The organism is Candidatus Pelagibacter sp. HIMB1485 (assembly GCF_052048055.1).
GTDB lineage: Bacteria > Pseudomonadota > Alphaproteobacteria > Pelagibacterales > Pelagibacteraceae > Pelagibacter.
This window is the reverse complement of record NZ_JBNAIN010000001.1, coordinates 245,397-263,270: the sequence shown is the minus strand read 5'-3', so window position 1 is coordinate 263,270 and position 17,874 is coordinate 245,397. Positions and strand designations below refer to the sequence as shown.

The following is a 17,874-nucleotide window of genomic DNA, read 5'->3' as shown; positions in this document are numbered from 1 at the left end:
CAATGTAAAGGCAATATAGTAAAGTTTTTTTTTAATTCAACTGAAACTATTTAGAAAAAACGTTGATTTTATCAGTTTTTTCCCACGAAAATGATCCATCATCTCCTGGTGTTCTACCAAAGTGACCATACGCTGCTGTTTTTTCATATATAGGTCTATTAAGGTTTAACATCTCTCTAATTCCTCTAGGACTGAGATCAAAATTTTCATTAATCTTTTCAACAACAAATTTGTTTTTATCTAAATCATTATCAAATAAATCAACATAAATTGATAAAGGTTTTGAAACTCCTATTGCATAAGCTAACTGTATTAAACATTTATCTGCTATTTTTGAAGCAACAACATTTTTAGCAATATATCTTGCCGCATAAGCAGCAGATCTATCTACTTTTGTAGGATCCTTTCCTGAAAATGCTCCTCCTCCATGGGGTGCTGCTCCACCATAGGTATCCACAATAATTTTTCTTCCTGTTAAACCACAATCGCCATCTGGACCACCTATTACAAAATTACCAGTTGGGTTTACATAAAACTCTTCCTCATTAAAGTCTTTAAGAAATTTTTCTGGAATTGATTTTAACATATACGGTCTTAATAATTCTCTTACCTGGGCTTGATTAACATCAGAAGAATGTTGAGATGATATAACAACAGATTTTACTTTAGTCGGTTTACCATCAACATATTCGAATGTAACTTGGCTTTTTGAGTCAGGTTCAATATTTTTTAATTTACCAGATTTTCTATCCTCGGCCATAAGTCTTAAAATTTTATGCGAATAATGAATTGGTGCAGGCATAAATACATCTGTTTCATTACATGCATAACCAAACATTATACCTTGGTCTCCAGCACCCTCATCTTTATTTCCAGATGAGTCTACACCCATTGCAATATCAGCAGATTGAGAATGCAAATGACTCTCTATTTTTGTTGCTTCTTTCCAGGTAAATCCTTCCTGATCGTATCCAATATCTTTTATGCAATTCCTTACTTTTTCGATTAAATCATCTTTTTTAATCTCAGGTCCTCTTACTTCACCTGCAAGCACAACTTTATTTGTTGTCGTTAAAGTTTCACAGGCAACTCTTGAATAAGGATCTCCAGAAATATAACTATCAACAACCATATCAGAAATTCTATCTGATACTTTATCTGGATGTCCCTCTGAAACTGACTCGCTTGTAAATAGGAAATTTTTTAAATTACTCATTTTTTATTCTATTAAATGAAAATATTAAAAAAATATACAATAAAATTATTAAACCAAAAATTTTATTCCCATATTTAGAAAAGACTGTTGGTTGAATTTTTCTCATTTTCGTAAAATCAATATATCCAACTTCATTAAATTTAATTTTTTCCTCAACAATACCGAGAGGATTTACTATAGCAGCTATTCCGTTATTAGCTGATCTAATTACATATTTTCCACTTTCGATAGCTCGAAATATACTGTGAACAAAGTGTTGTTCTGGTCCTATTGATTGACCAAACCATCCATCCTCTGAAATATTTACTATTATATCAAAGTCATGATTTTTATATAATTTTCCAGAATAAATTATCTCATAACAAATTAATGGTAAAAATTTTATAGAAAAATTTTTTTGATTTAACTCTATAACTTCTCTTTTTTGACCTTTTGAGTAGGATTGATAATTGTTAGTTAAAGATTTGAGACCTACTTTTTTTAATAAATTTTCTATGGGTAAAAATTCGCCAAACGGTACAAGATTTATTTTATTATAATAATTTAATAAATTAAGATCATGATCATAAACAGATAAAGAATTATAATACTTAACTTGATCATTAACTTTTGATTTGTTGTTGATGCCTAAAATGAGTAAGTGATTTTCGTTAAAACTTTCATTAAATAAAGAATCATAACTTTGTATTTGATTCTGAGAAATTCCAGGCAATATACCCTCTGGCCAAATGAAAATTGTTTTCTCTTTCTTATTTGGTGAACTAATATTTATAAGATCTTCTATAGTTGATAAAGGCCCTTCTCCTGAATAAAACCTATCTAAAGAAATATCAGTACCAACTAATCTTATTTTATAATCAAGTTTTTCAACATCACTATTGTAAAAATCCTGCTTATTTGCATATCCAAAGAAATAAAATAATAAAAATATTAAAGGTAAAATTAAACAAAAAATTAAATCTTTTTTGTCATTCCGTAAAATGAAGAGTGCAGGACTTAAAAATAAAGTTATACAAAATAAGTTGAAAGAATATGTGCCTATTAAAGATATTATGCTTAGAATTTCTAAATGATTTGAAAAACTATATGCAATTAAGTTCCAAGGAAAACCTGATAAAATTGAACCTCTAATGAATTCTAGAAAACTAAAGATTACAGAAAATAATAAAATTGAACTCAAAGTTTTATTTGGTTTAAAGAAAATAAACAAATAACAAACAAAACCGTAAAATAACGCAATAAAAGAAGGAACTAAAATTAGAGAAAATGGAATTAAAAATTTAAAATTTTCATCAAATGTTAATGAAACAGAGATCCAATATAAATTTGTTAAAAAATATCCAAATCCAAATAACCAGCCATAGAAAAAAAATAATTTATGTTTATTCTCTTTTTTTTTAATCAAAAAAATAAAGAATAAGCTAAATGACAGAAAATTAATTATTAATAGATTGAAAGGCGGTAAACTTAGGGAAGTTATCGCTCCAAGAAACAATAAATAAACTACATCAATATATAAATTTTTTTTCAATTTACTTAATTTTTGAGATAACTGATTTATAGATTTTTTCTTCTTCATTTAACATTTTTAAATAATCTTGATTTTTTACATGATCAAATCCTAGCAAGTGTAAAAAACCATGAATAAATGTTTTAATTATTTTTTCTTTAAATTCTCTATTAGTTTGTGATTTTGGTTTATTCATAAAATTAAAACTAATAATTATATCTCCTAGGTAAGTTTGCTTTAATATTTTTAATTTTTTACTAGAAGGGAATGATAAAATATCAGTAGATTTATTTTTATTTCTAAATTTTTTATTTAAAATTTTAATTTTTTTATTATTTGAAAGTAGTAAAGATAAACTTATTTTTTTATTTAAAAATTTATACTTTTTTGGAAAAGCATCACAAATACTTTTAAAAAAAAAATCTTTTTTTTTAAGTTTTTTAGACCAAGCCTTCTCTTCTGAGAAGACGTTTAAGTTAATCATTTTTAGAGTAGGCTTTTACAATTTTAGAAACCAATGGATGTCTAACTACATCTGAATGATCAAAGTCTACAACTGAAATTTCATTTAGATGCCCCAATAATTCTTTTGATCTAACTAATCCTGACATACTTTTGTTAGGAAGATCTATCTGAGTAGGATCTCCATTGACTACAATTTTTGAATTTTCACCAATCCTTGTTAGAAACATTTTTATTTGTGTATCTGTTGCATTTTGCGCTTCATCTAATATAGCAAAAGAATTTTTTAGTGTTCTACCTCTCATAAATGCCAAAGGAGCGATTTCGATATCACCAATTTCGATCATTCTTTGTATTTTTTCAAAATCGAATAAGTCGTACAACGAGTCATATAAAGGTCTTAAATACGGATCTACTTTTTCTTTCATATCTCCGGGTAAAAAGCCAAGTCTCTCTCCTGCTTCAACAGCGGGTCTAGATAGAATAATTCTTTCTATTTTTTTTTCTAACAACATAGTCAAACCAACTGCTACAGCTAAAAAAGTTTTTCCTGTTCCAGCTGGACCTGCTGAGATTACAATATCACTTTGTCTTAGAGCTCTGACATAGCTTTTTTGTTTTTCGGATCTAGGAATAATTGATTTTTTTGGTGTTTTTATAATGTCAGTTACATTATTATTTTTAACCTTCTCTTTAATCATAAATTGATCAACTGATGATATAAGATCTTTATTTTCGATTGAACCATTATTTATAAATTGATTAGTTAAAAATTGAATTGCATTTTTTATTAATTCATTTTTTTGTGGATCTGATTTTATCATTATTGAATTTCCCCTAGAATATAAACTAGAGTTAGTCATCTTTTCTAATTCTTTTAAATTTTTATTAAATTCTCCAGCAACACCCATAAGTAATTCATTGTTTTGAAATATTACACTTAATGAATTATTTTCTGAGTAAACAAATTTTAGAGTGGTATCGATTTTTTTTTTAATTGTATTATTCAAAGATTATGCCACCTTTTGATCTGGGTTGCTTAACAATTCTCCAAACAATGTAGTTCTATTACTATTTGTAATTTTTACTTTCACAATTTTTCCAATATGTTCTCTTTTACCATTAAAAATTACTGATGTCATATATTCAGTTCTGCCAAAAGCTTTAGATTTATCTTCAGTTAAATTTTCAACCAAAACATCGATTGTTCTATTTTCTAATTTTTTGTTCATTTGAGTTTGATTTTCAGATAATAAATTTTGAATAAATTCTAACCTTTTCATTAAAATTTTTTTATCAATTAAATCTAAACCTTCTGCTTTTGTCCCAGGCCTTGGACTAAAAATAAATGAGTAAGAATTTATAAAATTAACTTTTTTAACTAAATCGACTGTACTTTGGAAATCTTCTTCAGTTTCACCAGGATAACCAATAATAAAATCACTAGAAAATTCAATTGATTGATTAATTTTTTTTAATTCTTCATAAACTTTTAAATAATGATCTATTTTATGTTTTCTATTCATCAACTTTAAAATCCTATCGGATCCACTCTGAACTGGAAGATGGACTAAAGTCATTAACTTTTTAGAGACTTTATATACTTCAATTAAATCATCAGTCATATCTTTTGGATGCGAAGTTGTGTATCTAATTCTTTTTACATCTTTAATCTTTTCAATTTCTAAAATCAAATCAGATAGTCTTTTACTATTATCATTGTAAGCATTTACATTTTGTCCCAAAAGTATGATTTCTTTTGCTCCATTATCTGACAAATAATTTGCCTCCTCAATTATTTGATTGAATGGTCTAGAATATTCTGGTCCACGAGTATATGGAACCACACAAAAATGACAAAACTTATCACATCCTTCTTGAATAGTTAAAAAAGACGAAACCTTACCTGCCTCATTCTTTATTTTACTAAAATATTTAAATTTTGAAACAGCATCAAAATCTGTTTGTTCAATTTTTTTTCTTTTTTCAATATGATCCAGAATTGTTTCGTTAATCTTATGATAGGCTTGAGGGCCAATTACTAAATCTATATAAGGCTCACGTTTAAGCATCTCTTGGTTTTCTGCTTGAGCAACACACCCTGCAATTATTACTAATGGTTTTTTTTTGGCTCTAAAACTTTTTTTAACTCTTCCTATTTCAGAATAAACTTTTTCTTTTGCTTTATCTCTAATGTGACAAGTGTTCAATAAATAACAGTCAGCTTCTTCTAGGTTTTCACTTTTTTGATAACCAATTTTCTTTACTGAATCAAAAATTCTATTTGAATCATATTCATTCATTTGACAACCAAATGTTTTAATGAAAATTTTTTGCATTTTAATTTAGGATTTTTTTTTTATCCCATAAAGTTCAAGCTTATGATCAACTAAAGTGTAACCGTATTTATCTGCTACCTTTTTTTGAAGTTTTTCGATTTCTTCATCAACAAATTCTATTATTTCACCTGACTTAACGTCTATTAGATGATCATGATGTCCTTCATTAAGCTCTTCATACCTTGCTTTTCCACCTTTAAACTCATGCTTGGTAAGTATTCCAGATTCTTCAAATAATTTTACTGTTCTGTAGACGGTAGCAATACTTATTTTATTATCAATCTTTGAAACTCTATTGTAAAGTTCATCAACATCAGGATGATCGGTAGACTCTGACATGACCTGAGCAATTATTTTTCTTTGATCTGTCAATTTCACACCTTTTGCTAAACATTTTTGTTCAATTGTTTCAGACATAATTTAATTTTAACTTATATAAATAGGGTTAATCAAATTTTTTTTAATTTTAAATTTATCGCACAAATAAGGGACATTTTCATATTTTACATCTTTTTCACCTTTAAAATCTTCTAAACTATAGCAATAATAATCAATATTTTTTGCTAATTTAAGAGCCTTTACAACAGAGATAGAATTTCTAATCCCTGCAAAACTTCCTGGGCCTCTGTTAATGTATATTTTGTTAATATCCTTCAATTCAAATTTATTTAATTCTAAAAATTCTTTTATTATCAAAGTTAATTTTTCATAATTTATTTTAGTATTCTCATGAGTAATATTGTAAATATGATAATTAGCTATGATCATTAAAAAAATTTTATCTCCAGCTACATCAATTATAAGTTTATTCATTTTTTCTTTGTTTTTTAGTTTTAGTTCTAAATCAGATGAAAATAATATCAAATTTTATTCAGAAGATAATGGGATTTTATCTATAATGTATCATCGTTTTAATGAACATAAATACCCATCAACTAATATTAATATGGAGGTATTTAAGATGCACTTAGAAATTGTTAAAAATTCTAAATACCATTTTCTTAATCCTAATGAATTTGATTCAAAATTTAAAACTTCAAAATCAAAAAAAGAAGTTTTGATAACAATTGATGATGCATTTGAATCATTTTACAATGAAGCTTGGCCACATTTAAGGGATAACAAAATTCCATTTATACTTTTTGTTTCAACAGAACCAGTTGGAAACAAGGGTTATATGACCTGGGATCAAATTAGAGAAATTGATGCAGTGGATTTTTCTTTAATTGGACATCATTCACATAGCCACGAATACTTAATTGAAGAAACTGAGGAAAATTTTATTTTAGATATTGAAACTGCAAACAAAATTTTTAAACAGGAACTTAATTATATTCCTGGTCTATTCTCTTATCCATTTGGTGAATATTCTAAATTTATGAGAGATTATATTTCTCAAAACTTTAAATACGCATTTGGTCAACATTCAGGGGTTATAGATCTTAATAAAAATAAATTTGAATTGCCAAGATTTCCAATAAATGAAAAGTATGGAGAGCTTAAAAGATTTAAATCTATAATTAATTATTATCCTTTAGAATATAAAAGTTTATCTCCAAGTGAAAAACAGCTTACAATAAATGACAATCCACCGAATTTTAAAGTTGAATTTTTTAAAGAACAAAAAAATTTAAGCAACATTACATGTTATTCCAACGAAGGAGACAAGTGGGATAAATCCAAAACTAATTTATCTAATCAAATCTTAACTATTGAATTTAGAGAACCTTTTAAACCTAGAAGAGGCAGGATCAATTGTTCTTTAAACGATAATGGCAAATGGAGATGGTTTGGAGTTCAATTTCCAATCAAAAAAAATTAAATTAGGCTTTCTAAATCCTTACTAGATGGCAATAATCTTGCCTCATCAAAATCTTTCAATTTATTTTGATTAATTATTTTTTGGAGAACTTCAATGTACTGACTTCCTGTTTCAGCATATTTATCTAAATGTTTAGATAAAATTATACTATCAAGTGGTTTATCATTGCTTCTCAACTCACTCCTAGCTTTTCTTAAATTTATGTAAGATTTATGAGTATTTAAATTTCTTAAATATGCTCTCACAGATAGTTGTAAACTATTAAACTTCATGACTTTATGAGTCTCACCTTTCTCAGCTTCTTTAGGTTTTAAACCTTCGCCAGACCACGTCCATTGACCAAATAAAGCATTTCCTTTTCTTGCAAATCTTGAAGTTCCCCAACCTGTTTCTTTTGCTGCTTGTGCAATTGCTAAAGACACTGGAATTTCATCCATTCTTACCTTTAATGATGAAAAATCATTTTGCCTAACACCATATTGCTTAAATTTTTTCTCAAGCCATTTTTTTTCGATATCAGTATTGCTACTTTTATTTAAAATCGTAAAGAGTCTTTTTCTATCTATTCTAATTTTAGTGTTTTCTTTAACAATCAATGGAAGGATTATTTTAATAAACATCTCCTTTTTTTTCTTTGAACTAGAGATGTCATTTATTTCGTTTGGAAGAAGTCCTATATCGATAGGTTTTACAAGTTTATTTTCCCTCACATCTTTTAAGCTGTAGTTTACTTCTTTAAATAATGAATTAATTTCTGAGGTTGTATACCTAACTAAATTAATTTCTGAATTATTTTCCTCTAAAATATCATAAAGTAAATCCATCTCATCTACTTCACCTGAGACATCTTCTTCAATTAAGCCATTTGTATTAAGTTTTTTTAATAAAAGATTTTTAGAGTTATTGGTAAATTCCTTATGATTAAAATTTTTTTCAGCAAAGTTAATAAACATCGGTGTTACATAAAAAAATGAAATTAAAAAAATTCCACTTAACATAAATCTAGAAATAGAATTAATGCTTTTATTTTTACTAAATTGAAATTTGATTAAATTTTTTTTCATAAACTTTTATATCGCAACAACTTCTTTTACCTCTGGAAGATAGTGACATAGAAGATTTTGTACCCCTTGCTTTAAAGTCATTGTTGAACTTGGACAGCCTGAACAACTTCCTTGTAGTTGCACTTTTACTATTCCGTCTTTAAATTCTTTAAATTTTATATCACCACCATCTCTTGCAACTGCAGGTCTAATCTTTTGATCTAAAATTTTTACAATTTTTTCCTCAATTTCACTTAGATTGTTATTTTTTTCTTCCTCATTTTCATCAATGACATATTCTTTACCATCTAAATAAAAGTCATTTATTAATGAAATAACAATATGTTTAATTTCGTCCCATTTAATTCGGTCATTTTTATTTACTGAAATAAAATCCTGTCCTAAAAAAATACCCTCAACCCCATTGACTGATAAGATATTTCTGACCAAGTCATTATTTATTTGATCTTTATTTGTGATTTCGTAAGGACCACTATTTGATACTTTCTTCCCAGGAAGAAATTTCAAAGAATTAGGATTTGGCGTTATTTCTGTTTGTACGAACATGTTGTAAATATATATAGAGCTTATTTCTAAAATTTAAACTTGATATTTAAATTATATTAAAATCCAAGTATTTCTTTAATTCTATCTATCTTTTTTGATGCAATTAAGTTTGCTTTTTCAACTCCTTCTAGAAGGATTTTATCTAAATAAGGTTGATCATTTAAAAGTTTTTTTATTTCTAAAGATATAGGTTCAATCTTTTTAACCAATAAATCAGAAAGTTGATTTTTAAATTCAGAAAAATTTTTACCTGAAAAATTTTCGACTGTATTTTCTAAAGTTGAATTATTTAAACTAGAATATATGCCAAGAAGGTTTTTTGCCTCTAACCTCTCATTTAATTCTTCGACACTACTTGGCATTGGTAACGGATCAGTTTTTGCTTTTTTTATTTTATTTACAATTGCATCTCTGTCATCTGTTAAATTAATTCTGCTTAAATCTGATAATTCAGATTTACTCATCTTTTTTGATCCATCTTTTAAACTCATAATTCTAGAAAATTCTTTTTGAATTAAAGGTTCTGGTACTTGCAAAAAGTTATCTTGATCAAAATCGTTATTAAACTTTTGAGCAATATCTCTACATAGCTCAAGATGTTGTTTTTGATCATCACCAACAGGGACATGAGTCGCATCGTACAAAAGAATATCTGCTGCCATTAAAACAGGATATGAGTACAGTCCAACGCTTGCTTTTTCTTTATCTTTACCTGCTTTTTCCTTGAATTGCGTCATTCTATTTAACCAACCCATTCGAGCAACACAGCTCAAAATCCAAGCTCCCTCTGAATGAGCTGCTACACCAGATTGATTAAAAATAATACTTTTTTTAGGATCAATTCCACTTGCTATAAAAGTAGCTACGGTCTCTCGAATATTGTTTTTTAACTCTTTTGGATCTTGTTTAACTGTGATTGCGTGCAGATCAACCACACAAAATATACAATCATTATCAACGTCATTATTAAGGTCTACAAAGTTTTTGATTGCACCCAAATAATTACCGAGGTGAAGATTACCTGTTGGCTGAACACCAGAAAATATTTTTTTACCCATATTTTTAATAGTTTATTTTAATATCACTAATTTTAAAAGCTTTGATGAAATAACAAATAAATATGTAAAAGAACAGTGCAAATAATACGCTTAAGATTAAATAAATTGATTTAAAGCTATAATAAAATGAAAGTTGATTTTCAAAAAAGTTTAATAGAAAATTAAAGAATAATCCCATTAAAATTGATGCAAAAATTATTTTAAAGAAATTTAAAAAAAAGTTATTTTGAAAATAGAATAAATTATTATTTTTTAAGTATATAAATAATATTGCTGCATTAAACCACGATGAAATTGAAGTTGCGATTGGAATTATAATAAAACCTATTTTGTTAAAATAATAAATACTAATCAAAATATTTAAAAGGACCGAAATTAACGAAATATAAAATGGTATTTTTGTATTATGATTAGCAAATAAAAAACTTGAAAAAACTTTTATCAAAGCAAAAGCAGGTAAACCTAAAGCAAAATAAAATAAAGCAAGACTTGAGTTAACAACAGATTCTTTATTAAAGTTACCATAACCAAACAACGCTGAAATTATTTCCTCTGAAGCAATCACTAAAGCTATCGTTGCTGGAATACTTAAAAATAAACTAAGCTCTAAAGCTTTGTTTTGAATAAGAGAAATTTTTTCTTCATTTTTAGAGTCTATAAACCTTGAAAGTTGTGGCAGAATCACAACTCCAATGGCAATACCAGCTATCGCTAGATTGATCTGATAAATTCTGTCTGCGTAATAAAGATAAGAAACTGCGCTAGCTTGAAAAGAAGCAATAATGGTTCCAACCAAAATATTAATTTGCGTTACGCCAGATGAAAAAATGCTCGGTAGTAGTTTTCTAAAAAAAAACTTTACCTTTTTATCACTTGCTAACTTTAAATTAAATTTAAATGAAAAAAATCTTTTAACAAAATAATATAAAAAAATTAACTGTAAAAATCCTGCCAAAGATACACCATAAGATAAATAGTAAACAAGCTCATCTCCTAAAGCTTTAGAAAATAATAAAACAATAATTAAAATAATATTTAATAGAATTGGTGCTGCTGAAGCTGCAGCAAATTTATTATGAGAATTTAATATTGCAGAAAAAAAAGATGCCAAACTAATAAATAATAAAAAAGGAAAAGTAATCCTTGTTAAACTGATAGCTAAATCCATTTTTTCTAAATCATCTACAAAACCTGGGGCAATAATTGATACAAATCCAGGCATAAAAATCTGAGCAACTATTGTTAAAATTAAGAGGCCTAAAAACAAAAGATTAAAAATATTATTTGCAAAATCGTTCGCAAATTTTTTTCCTTTGTTTATTTCAGAGGTATAACTAGGTACAAAGGCTGCATTGAAAGTTCCTTCTGAGAATAATCTTCTAAATGTATTTGGAATTCGAAATGCTACAAAAAAAGCATCTGCCAACAAACCTGTTCCAAGAAATATTGCAATTAATATATCTCTAATATATCCAAGCAATCTGCTAATGATGGTATAAAAGCCAAATGTGCCTGTTGACTTAATTAAGTTCATAAATCATATTAGTCTTAATTTTACCCTAATTGTATACTTATTATCAGAATATATAGATCAAATATTCCAAATAATAAAAAATATAAAATAGATAAAGTTTGTATTCAGTTTAATAAAAATGAAAAAAACAAAGATTGATCATTACACAGATAAAGAAGCTTTAGATTTTCATAAAGATAAGAAACCTGGCAAGATCGAAATAATTTCTTCAAAGAACATGACTACTAAAAGAGACCTTGCTCTTGCTTATTCTCCAGGGGTTGCTGCCCCAGTTAAAAAAATAAGTGAGGATCCAGAAGCAGCTTATGATTATACGAGTAAAGGAAATTTAGTAGCCGTAATTAGTAATGGTTCTGCAATTTTAGGATTGGGCAACTTAGGTGCATTAGCCTCTAAACCAGTTATGGAAGGAAAGGCAGTACTATTTAAAAGGTTTGCAGATATAGATTCGATAGATTTAGAAATAGACTGTAAAGACGCTAATGAAATTATCAATTCAATTAAAAACTTTGCTCCGAGTTTTGGAGGAATAAATTTAGAGGATATAGCTGCACCAGATTGTTTTATCATAGAGCAAAAACTTAAAGAAATATTAGATATTCCAGTATTTCATGATGATCAACATGGAACAGCAATTATCACAACAGCAGCTTTACTGAATGCACTCGACATAAGTGGAAAATCAATCAAAGATATAAAAGTTGTGGTTAATGGTGCGGGTGCTTCTGCTCAGGCTTGTACGGAGTTATTTATTAACTCGGGTGTTAAATCTGAAAATGTAATAATGCTAGATCGAAAAGGTGTGATTTATAAAGGAAGAGCGGAAGGTATAGATCAATGGAAATCAAGATTTGCAATTAATACAGATTTAAGAACTTTAAGTGATGCAATTAAAGGGGCTGATGTTTTCTTAGGATTATCCTCAAAAGGTGTTTTGAAAAAAGAAATGGTTAAAAGCATGTCTAAAAATCCTATAATATTTGCATGTGCAAATCCTGATCCAGAAATTACACCAGAAGAAATAAATGAAGTAAGAGATGATGCAATTATTGCGACTGGAAGATCAGATTATCCCAATCAAGTAAATAATTTAATTGGATTTCCTTACATATTCAGAGGCGCACTAGATGTAAGATCGAAAACAATTAATGAGGAAATGAAAGTTGCTGCTGCTGAAGCTATAGCAAAACTTGCTAGAGAAGATGTCCCAGATGAAGTTGTGGCGGCTATGGGAGGAGAAAGACCTCATTATGGGAAAGATTATATAATTCCATCAACTTTTGATCCAAGACTAATTAGTGTTATACCAGCTGCTGTAGCTAAGGCTGCTATTGAAAGTGGGGTTGCTAGAAAAAAAATTGATAATTTTGAAATCTATAAAGAGCAACTTAAACAAAGATTAGATCCAACAGTTACAATTATGCAAGGTATAAACTCGTTCATTAAAAAGAATCAAAAAAGAATTGTTTTTGCAGATGGGGAAGATGAAAATACTTTAAAAGCTGCAATAGCATTTAAAAACTCAAAACTTGGTATTCCAATTTTAGTTGGTAAAGAAAGTAAAATTAAAGAGCAAATTAAAAATATCGGTTACAGCGAAAATTTTGATATCGAAATTACCAATTCAAAAGATGAAGAAAAAAGAAAAAAATACGTAAATCATCTATTTAAAAAACTTCAAAGAGAACAAGGTTTATTAGAAAGAGATTGTGATCGAATGGTCAGAAACGACAGAGTTGTCTGGGCTACTAGCATGGTCGCTTGTGGAGATGCGGATGGTGCAGTTACAGGAAATACTAGACGTTTTGGAGCATCTCTTGAAAAAATTAAACAAGTTGTTGATGTTAGAAAAGGTGAAATAATGTTTGGACTAAACATGGTTGTCAATAAGGGAAAAACTATTTTCATTGCAGATACAAGCGTTCATGAATACCCTACATCAGAAGAAATGGCTGAGATTGCAATTTCAGCTGCAAGAGTAGTAAGACTTTTTGGAATTGATCCAAAAATAGCATTTGTTTCACACTCCACATTCGGACAACCTTTGACAAGTAGAACAAAACATATTCGTGCGGCAGTAGATATTTTAAAAGACAAACAAGTTAATTTTGAATTTGACGGTGATATGCAGCCTGATGTTGCTCTAAATCCTGATTACGAAGAACTCTATCCTTTTGCAAAAATAGTGGGTAAAGCCAATATCTTAATTATGCCTGGACAACATAGTGCAGCAATATCTTATAAACTAATGAAAACTTTAGGTGACACAAAGGTTATAGGTCCTTTACTAATTGGTCTTGGATTACCAATTGAGATTGCTCCGCTTAGATCTTCAACATCTGAAATAATTAATTTAGCCTCGATCGCAGCTTATTCATCAGAAGTTATAGAATATAAAATTGATTAATTTTTTTGAATTCTCAAATCTTCGAGTAATAAAATACTTGCAACGACATCTTCAACATCTAAGATTTCTTTTGCCTCACTAACAACCATCTCTTTTTCCTCATCAGTTAAAGCTATTCCGTAAACATAAATTTTCTTTTTATATGTATCTATTTGATAATTTGTTGCTTTGATATTTTTGTTTACTATTAGGGCTGTTCTTAATTGAGAAGTGATAAGTAGATCTTTTGCCGATTGCTTAAAATTAAATTTCTCTTTTATTTTAATGTCATTTCTAACAGATCTAGCTCCTTTAGTTTCCCAAGCAATCTTTGTAATTTTTAATTTATCTTCAGGTTCATCTACTTTTCCAGTTATAAAAATTCTCCCATCTAAAACTTTTGTTTTAACTTGTAAGAAATGTTTTTTGTCCAAAGCAAGTATTTTAGTTGAAATAGTTTTTTGCATAATAGAATCATCTATTTGAGTTCCAACTGTTCTTGGATCCATCGCAACTGATACACCAGTTCCAAATAAACCAGATGAACCAACTCCGGCAGCACAACCAGTCAAAACAATTGATAAAAGAATAATAATTAAATTTTTAATTCTCATTTTTTAATTTTAAGCAAAAATTATAAACTTCTTTTTTTGAAATATTTTTATTACTGGTAATTAAATCTGTAATTTCTTTCGTACTTAATTTGTTGATCATTTTCTTAATCAAATTAATATCTGATTCACTAAGCTTTTGTGAAGTATTTTCTTCTTTTTTTTCAGAAATTACTATTGTTAATTCGCCTTTTAATTCATTATTAAATAATTCTAATTCATCAATATTCTTTCTAATATACTCTTCATACAGTTTGGATATCTCCCTACAGAACACTACTTTTCTCCCAGCAAAAAATCTTTTAAATCCTGGAATAATTTTATTTACTTTTTTTGATGATGAAAAAAAAACTAAACTATGATTAAAGTTTGATAGTTTTTTAAATTCATCCTCTATTTGATTTTTTTTTTCTGGTAAGAAACCGTAAAAAAAATATTTGTCAGAAAATCCACTTGCTGCAACAGCAGTTGTAACTGCTGATGGTCCAGGAATTGAAAATATATTAAGATTATTTTTTATACATTCATTAACTAGAATTAAACCTGGATCTGAGATACCTGGTGTTCCTGCATCAGATATAAGTGAAATTAATTTACCTGATTTTAAATATTCAATTATCTTTAATGTATTTTTTTTTTCATTAAATTTATGATTTGAAATCAATTTTGATTTAATTTCATACTTATCTAATAAATTTTTAGAAACACGAGTATCTTCACAAAGTATATAATCTGATTTTTCCAGAATCTCTAATGATCTAAATGATATATCTTTTAAATTACCTATTGGTGTTGGTACTAAATAAAGCCCATATTTATAGTCATTTGATTTAAATTGTGGTTTTGTGATCATAATTCAGCTTAAAAAATTATATAATAACATCAAAATGAAAAAGATTATCAAAATTATTTCTATTTCTTTAACTCTCTTATCCTTAAACTTCTTAAGTTTAGTTAATGCCAATGAAAAAATAAAAATTGGACTGTTAGTTCCGATGACTGGAGAAAATAAAGATCTAGGGTCATCTATTATTAAAGCTGTAAGTTTGGCTGTCAAAGATATTAATAATGATTTAATTGAAATTTATCCAAAAGATACCGCAACAAGAGCTAACCAAACTCTTAAGTCTGCTTTTGAATTAAAACAAATGGGAATAAAAATTGTTATTGGACCAATATTTCATGAAAGTTTAACTTATTTAGATGAGATGGAAGATTTAACTTTTTTATCATTAACAAATAAAACTTTAGATTTACCTGAAAATGTAATTTCTGCTGGAATAAATTCCACCTCACAGTTTAATACTATAAAAAAATTTTTAGATAATAATAATATAAATAAAACTCTTTTTTTAACACCAATTCAGAATTTCGAGTTTGAAGTCAAAGATGGTGTTAAAAATTCCAAAATAAAAGTTTTTAAAAGTTTTGAATATAATACAGAACCAACAAAACTTACAAAACAAATTGAGGAAATAACTAAATACAAAATCAGAAAACAAAATCTAGCAGATGAAATTCAAAGAATTAAAGAATCAAATGAACCAAATAAAGAAAGAAGAATAAAAAGCTTGGAAAAAAGATATACGATTGGAAATGTAAATTTTGATGCGGTTGTTATATCTGACTTTGATGAAAGTCTCAAAAGTGTTGCAACCTCTTTACTCTACACTGATGTGTCTCCAAAAAATAAATACTTTATAACACTTAACCAATGGTTTGATGAAAGTTTAATGGAAGAGACAAATATTCAACCAATTTATTATCCATCAATTAATAAAGAAAATTTTGATGAATATAAAATTAAATATTTTAATGCTTTTAATCAAAACCCATCCCATCTCTCGCTATTAAGTTATGATTTGGTTGGTTTAGTATATTACCTTTCATTGAAATCAGATCTTTCAAAAATGGATAAATTATTTAAGAAAAAAAATTCATTTAAAGGAAAAATAGGAATTTTTGATATTAAAGATAACAAAATTAATCACAGATTAAATTTTTATAAAATAGAAGATAAAAAATTTACAGAAATGTTTTAAGCTTTTTGAAAGCTTTATAGCGATGGTCCATTTTGTATTTTTGAGATGGTTTCATTTCACCAAATGTTTTAGTTTTTTTAAGTGGGATAAAAATTGGATCATATCCAAATCCTTTTTTCCCCTTTGGCTCATTTGATATTCGACCCTCAACTTTGCCTACTACACAGGCAACTTTTTTATTTAAATATGAAATTGATAGAGCACAAACAAATCTTGCTTTAATTTTTTTATTTTTCCAATTCTTATCTTTTTTATCTAACTCTCTAAATACTTTTTTGATAGCTTTATTAAAATCCCCAGATTTTCCTCCCCATCGTGCAGAATAAATTCCAGGTCTTTTATCTAAATGATCTATCTCCAAACCAGAGTCATCAGCCAAACATATCAGACCGGTCTTTTTAGAGAAATGTTTTGATTTAATTAAGGAATTTTCCTCAAAAGTTTTTCCATTTTCAGCAGGACTTTTAAGTTTAAAATTAGATGTAGAGTAAATTTTGATATAATTTGGTAATAAACTCCTAATTTCTCTCAATTTACCCTTGTTGTTAGTACCTATGAGTAATTGTTTAATTTTTTGCTTAGACATCTAGAAATAATTAAATTCCTTACCATATATGTGCCTATGGAAAAAGAAGAAAACCAAAAAAATACTCCAGAAGACGAAAATCAGAATTTAGAAAAAGAAACAGAAAAATCTGAGGAAAGCTCAGCAGGTGAAAATGAACAAGAAACACCTCAGGAAACTAAAGAAGAGATTAAAGAACAAACTCCAGAAGAAAAAATTGCTGAACTAGAAGATAAACTGGCACGAACTTTTGCTGAAATGGAAAATCAAAGAAGAAGGTTTGAAAAGGAAAAAGAGGATGCCTTTGAGTATGGAGGCTCTAGCTTTGCTAAAGAAGCATTAAATTTAATTGATAACTTAGATCGTTCTAAACATGTTTTAGAAAGCGATGATAATTTAAAAGAAACAGACGCATTAAAGAAGACACTGGAGCATTTAGATATAATAAAAAAAGATTTAATTTCTATTTTTGAAAAAAACAATATTAAACCAATTGATTGTATTAACAAAAAACTAGATCCTAACTTTCATCAAGCAATGATGGAGATTGAAGATGACACTAAAGAAGCCGGGACAATTGTTCAAGAAATTCAAAAAGGCTTCACAATTAAAGATAGACTTTTAAGACCTTCATTAGTTGGGGTCTCAAAAAAAGTAACTAAAAAAGAGGAAAAAACTGAACAAAATCAGGAAAATTCAGGAGATAAATAATAATGAGA

General features: G+C 27.6%; 18 protein-coding genes. 4 read left to right on the top strand and 14 right to left on the bottom strand.

From position 1 onward, the window contains the following. Positions 1 to 46 precede the first annotated feature (46 nt). From metK to ACTTA4_RS01385, 7 genes are read right to left on the bottom strand one after another with little or no spacing between them, the layout of a single operon-like run. Positions 47 to 1,216, bottom strand: coding sequence for a methionine adenosyltransferase (gene metK, locus ACTTA4_RS01415; RefSeq protein ID WP_440633224.1), 1,170 nt, complete (start codon positions 1,214 to 1,216; stop codon positions 47 to 49). Next, positions 1,209 to 2,795, bottom strand: coding sequence for an apolipoprotein N-acyltransferase (lnt, locus tag ACTTA4_RS01410; protein WP_440633223.1), 1,587 nt, complete (start codon positions 2,793 to 2,795; stop codon positions 1,209 to 1,211). Before lnt ends, metK begins: the two co-directional genes overlap by 8 nt. Further along, positions 2,749 to 3,210: an rRNA maturation RNase YbeY gene (gene ybeY / locus ACTTA4_RS01405; protein ID WP_440633222.1), complete on the bottom strand. Its 462-nt coding sequence runs from the start codon at positions 3,208 to 3,210 to the stop codon at positions 2,749 to 2,751. The genes lnt and ybeY overlap by 47 nt, the downstream gene beginning before the upstream one ends. Beyond that, positions 3,203 to 4,198 carry a PhoH family protein gene (locus ACTTA4_RS01400; protein WP_440633221.1) on the bottom strand — a complete coding sequence of 332 codons (996 nt, stop codon included), beginning with the start codon at positions 4,196 to 4,198 and terminating at the stop codon, positions 3,203 to 3,205. The genes ybeY and ACTTA4_RS01400 overlap by 8 nt, the downstream gene beginning before the upstream one ends. Before the next feature lie 3 nt (positions 4,199 to 4,201). Beyond that, entirely contained in the window at positions 4,202 to 5,527 is a 1,326-nt protein-coding gene (miaB, locus tag ACTTA4_RS01395) for a tRNA (N6-isopentenyl adenosine(37)-C2)-methylthiotransferase MiaB (RefSeq protein WP_440633220.1), read from the bottom strand. A gap of 6 nt (positions 5,528 to 5,533) precedes the next feature. Beyond that, positions 5,534 to 5,944, bottom strand: a complete 411-nt coding sequence (locus ACTTA4_RS01390) for a Fur family transcriptional regulator (RefSeq protein ID WP_262590055.1) — start codon at positions 5,942 to 5,944, stop codon at positions 5,534 to 5,536. Between the two features lie 9 nt (positions 5,945 to 5,953). Beyond that, positions 5,954 to 6,340 (bottom strand): peptidase M22, encoded by a 387-nt coding sequence (locus ACTTA4_RS01385; protein WP_440633219.1) that lies wholly within the window; start codon positions 6,338 to 6,340, stop codon positions 5,954 to 5,956. A gap of 7 nt (positions 6,341 to 6,347) precedes the next feature. Here ACTTA4_RS01385 and ACTTA4_RS01380 point away from each other — a divergent pair, with 7 nt between their 5' ends. Further along, entirely contained in the window at positions 6,348 to 7,349 is a 1,002-nt protein-coding gene (locus ACTTA4_RS01380) for a polysaccharide deacetylase family protein (RefSeq protein WP_440633218.1), read from the top strand. Here the strand turns inward: ACTTA4_RS01380 and ACTTA4_RS01375 are convergent. The 4 genes from ACTTA4_RS01375 to murJ are packed head-to-tail and all read right to left on the bottom strand — an operon-like array spanning position 7,346 to position 11,551. Then, a complete protein-coding gene (locus ACTTA4_RS01375; protein ID WP_440633217.1) occupies positions 7,346 to 8,413 on the bottom strand; it encodes a glucosaminidase domain-containing protein in 1,068 nt (355 codons plus the stop codon). The two genes, ACTTA4_RS01380 and ACTTA4_RS01375, sit on opposite strands and share 4 nt — an antisense overlap. Before the next feature lie 6 nt (positions 8,414 to 8,419). Continuing rightward, a complete protein-coding gene (locus ACTTA4_RS01370; protein WP_440633216.1) occupies positions 8,420 to 8,959 on the bottom strand; it encodes a NifU family protein in 540 nt (179 codons plus the stop codon). 56 nt (positions 8,960 to 9,015) lie between these two features. Beyond that, positions 9,016 to 10,017 (bottom strand): tryptophan--tRNA ligase, encoded by a 1,002-nt coding sequence (trpS, locus tag ACTTA4_RS01365; protein WP_440633215.1) that lies wholly within the window; start codon positions 10,015 to 10,017, stop codon positions 9,016 to 9,018. Between the two features lie 4 nt (positions 10,018 to 10,021). Continuing rightward, entirely contained in the window at positions 10,022 to 11,551 is a 1,530-nt protein-coding gene (murJ, locus tag ACTTA4_RS01360; RefSeq protein WP_440633214.1) for a murein biosynthesis integral membrane protein MurJ, read from the bottom strand. Between the two features lie 118 nt (positions 11,552 to 11,669). Here murJ and ACTTA4_RS01355 point away from each other — a divergent pair, with 118 nt between their 5' ends. Further along, entirely contained in the window at positions 11,670 to 13,958 is a 2,289-nt protein-coding gene (locus ACTTA4_RS01355; RefSeq protein ID WP_440633213.1) for an NADP-dependent malic enzyme, read from the top strand. Here ACTTA4_RS01355 and ACTTA4_RS01350 read toward each other — a convergent pair. Next, positions 13,955 to 14,551 (bottom strand): BON domain-containing protein, encoded by a 597-nt coding sequence (locus tag ACTTA4_RS01350; RefSeq protein ID WP_440633212.1) that lies wholly within the window; start codon positions 14,549 to 14,551, stop codon positions 13,955 to 13,957. The genes ACTTA4_RS01355 and ACTTA4_RS01350 overlap by 4 nt on opposite strands. Next, positions 14,541 to 15,401: a 16S rRNA (cytidine(1402)-2'-O)-methyltransferase gene (rsmI, locus tag ACTTA4_RS01345; RefSeq protein WP_440633211.1), complete on the bottom strand. Its 861-nt coding sequence runs from the start codon at positions 15,399 to 15,401 to the stop codon at positions 14,541 to 14,543. The genes ACTTA4_RS01350 and rsmI overlap by 11 nt, the downstream gene beginning before the upstream one ends. Before the next feature lie 34 nt (positions 15,402 to 15,435). On the opposite strand from rsmI, the gene ACTTA4_RS01340 reads away from it, so the two are divergent. Then, positions 15,436 to 16,590, top strand: coding sequence for an ABC transporter substrate-binding protein (locus ACTTA4_RS01340; protein WP_440633210.1), 1,155 nt, complete (start codon positions 15,436 to 15,438; stop codon positions 16,588 to 16,590). Here ACTTA4_RS01340 and rdgB read toward each other — a convergent pair. Beyond that, entirely contained in the window at positions 16,574 to 17,176 is a 603-nt protein-coding gene (rdgB, locus tag ACTTA4_RS01335; protein ID WP_440633209.1) for an RdgB/HAM1 family non-canonical purine NTP pyrophosphatase, read from the bottom strand. The genes ACTTA4_RS01340 and rdgB overlap by 17 nt on opposite strands. Before the next feature lie 36 nt (positions 17,177 to 17,212). Between rdgB and grpE the strand changes: the two genes are divergently transcribed. Then, on the top strand, positions 17,213 to 17,866 hold the full coding sequence (gene grpE, locus ACTTA4_RS01330; protein WP_440633208.1) for a nucleotide exchange factor GrpE: 654 nt from the start codon (positions 17,213 to 17,215) through the stop codon (positions 17,864 to 17,866). Positions 17,867 to 17,874: the final 8 nt, after the last annotated feature.

Excerpts from the sequence above, each read along its gene's own strand:
- rdgB (WP_440633209.1), bottom strand. The coding sequence starts at position 17,176 with ATGTCTAAGCAAAAAATTAAACAATTACTCATAGGTACTAACAACAAG.
- ACTTA4_RS01350 (WP_440633212.1), bottom strand. The coding sequence starts at position 14,551 with ATGAGAATTAAAAATTTAATTATTATTCTTTTATCAATTGTTTTGACT.
- grpE (WP_440633208.1), top strand. The coding sequence starts at position 17,213 with ATGGAAAAAGAAGAAAACCAAAAAAATACTCCAGAAGACGAAAATCAG.
- miaB (WP_440633220.1), bottom strand. The coding sequence starts at position 5,527 with ATGCAAAAAATTTTCATTAAAACATTTGGTTGTCAAATGAATGAATAT.
- ACTTA4_RS01355 (WP_440633213.1), top strand. The coding sequence starts at position 11,670 with ATGAAAAAAACAAAGATTGATCATTACACAGATAAAGAAGCTTTAGAT.
- ACTTA4_RS01340 (WP_440633210.1), top strand. The coding sequence starts at position 15,436 with ATGAAAAAGATTATCAAAATTATTTCTATTTCTTTAACTCTCTTATCC.
- trpS (WP_440633215.1), bottom strand. The coding sequence starts at position 10,017 with ATGGGTAAAAAAATATTTTCTGGTGTTCAGCCAACAGGTAATCTTCAC.
- ACTTA4_RS01375 (WP_440633217.1), bottom strand. The coding sequence starts at position 8,413 with ATGAAAAAAAATTTAATCAAATTTCAATTTAGTAAAAATAAAAGCATT.
- rsmI (WP_440633211.1), bottom strand. The coding sequence starts at position 15,401 with ATGATCACAAAACCACAATTTAAATCAAATGACTATAAATATGGGCTT.
- murJ (WP_440633214.1), bottom strand. The coding sequence starts at position 11,551 with ATGAACTTAATTAAGTCAACAGGCACATTTGGCTTTTATACCATCATT.
- metK (WP_440633224.1), bottom strand. The coding sequence starts at position 1,216 with ATGAGTAATTTAAAAAATTTCCTATTTACAAGCGAGTCAGTTTCAGAG.
- ACTTA4_RS01385 (WP_440633219.1), bottom strand. The coding sequence starts at position 6,340 with ATGAATAAACTTATAATTGATGTAGCTGGAGATAAAATTTTTTTAATG.
- lnt (WP_440633223.1), bottom strand. The coding sequence starts at position 2,795 with ATGAAGAAGAAAAAATCTATAAATCAGTTATCTCAAAAATTAAGTAAA.
- ybeY (WP_440633222.1), bottom strand. The coding sequence starts at position 3,210 with ATGATTAACTTAAACGTCTTCTCAGAAGAGAAGGCTTGGTCTAAAAAA.
- ACTTA4_RS01370 (WP_440633216.1), bottom strand. The coding sequence starts at position 8,959 with ATGTTCGTACAAACAGAAATAACGCCAAATCCTAATTCTTTGAAATTT.
- ACTTA4_RS01390 (WP_262590055.1), bottom strand. The coding sequence starts at position 5,944 with ATGTCTGAAACAATTGAACAAAAATGTTTAGCAAAAGGTGTGAAATTG.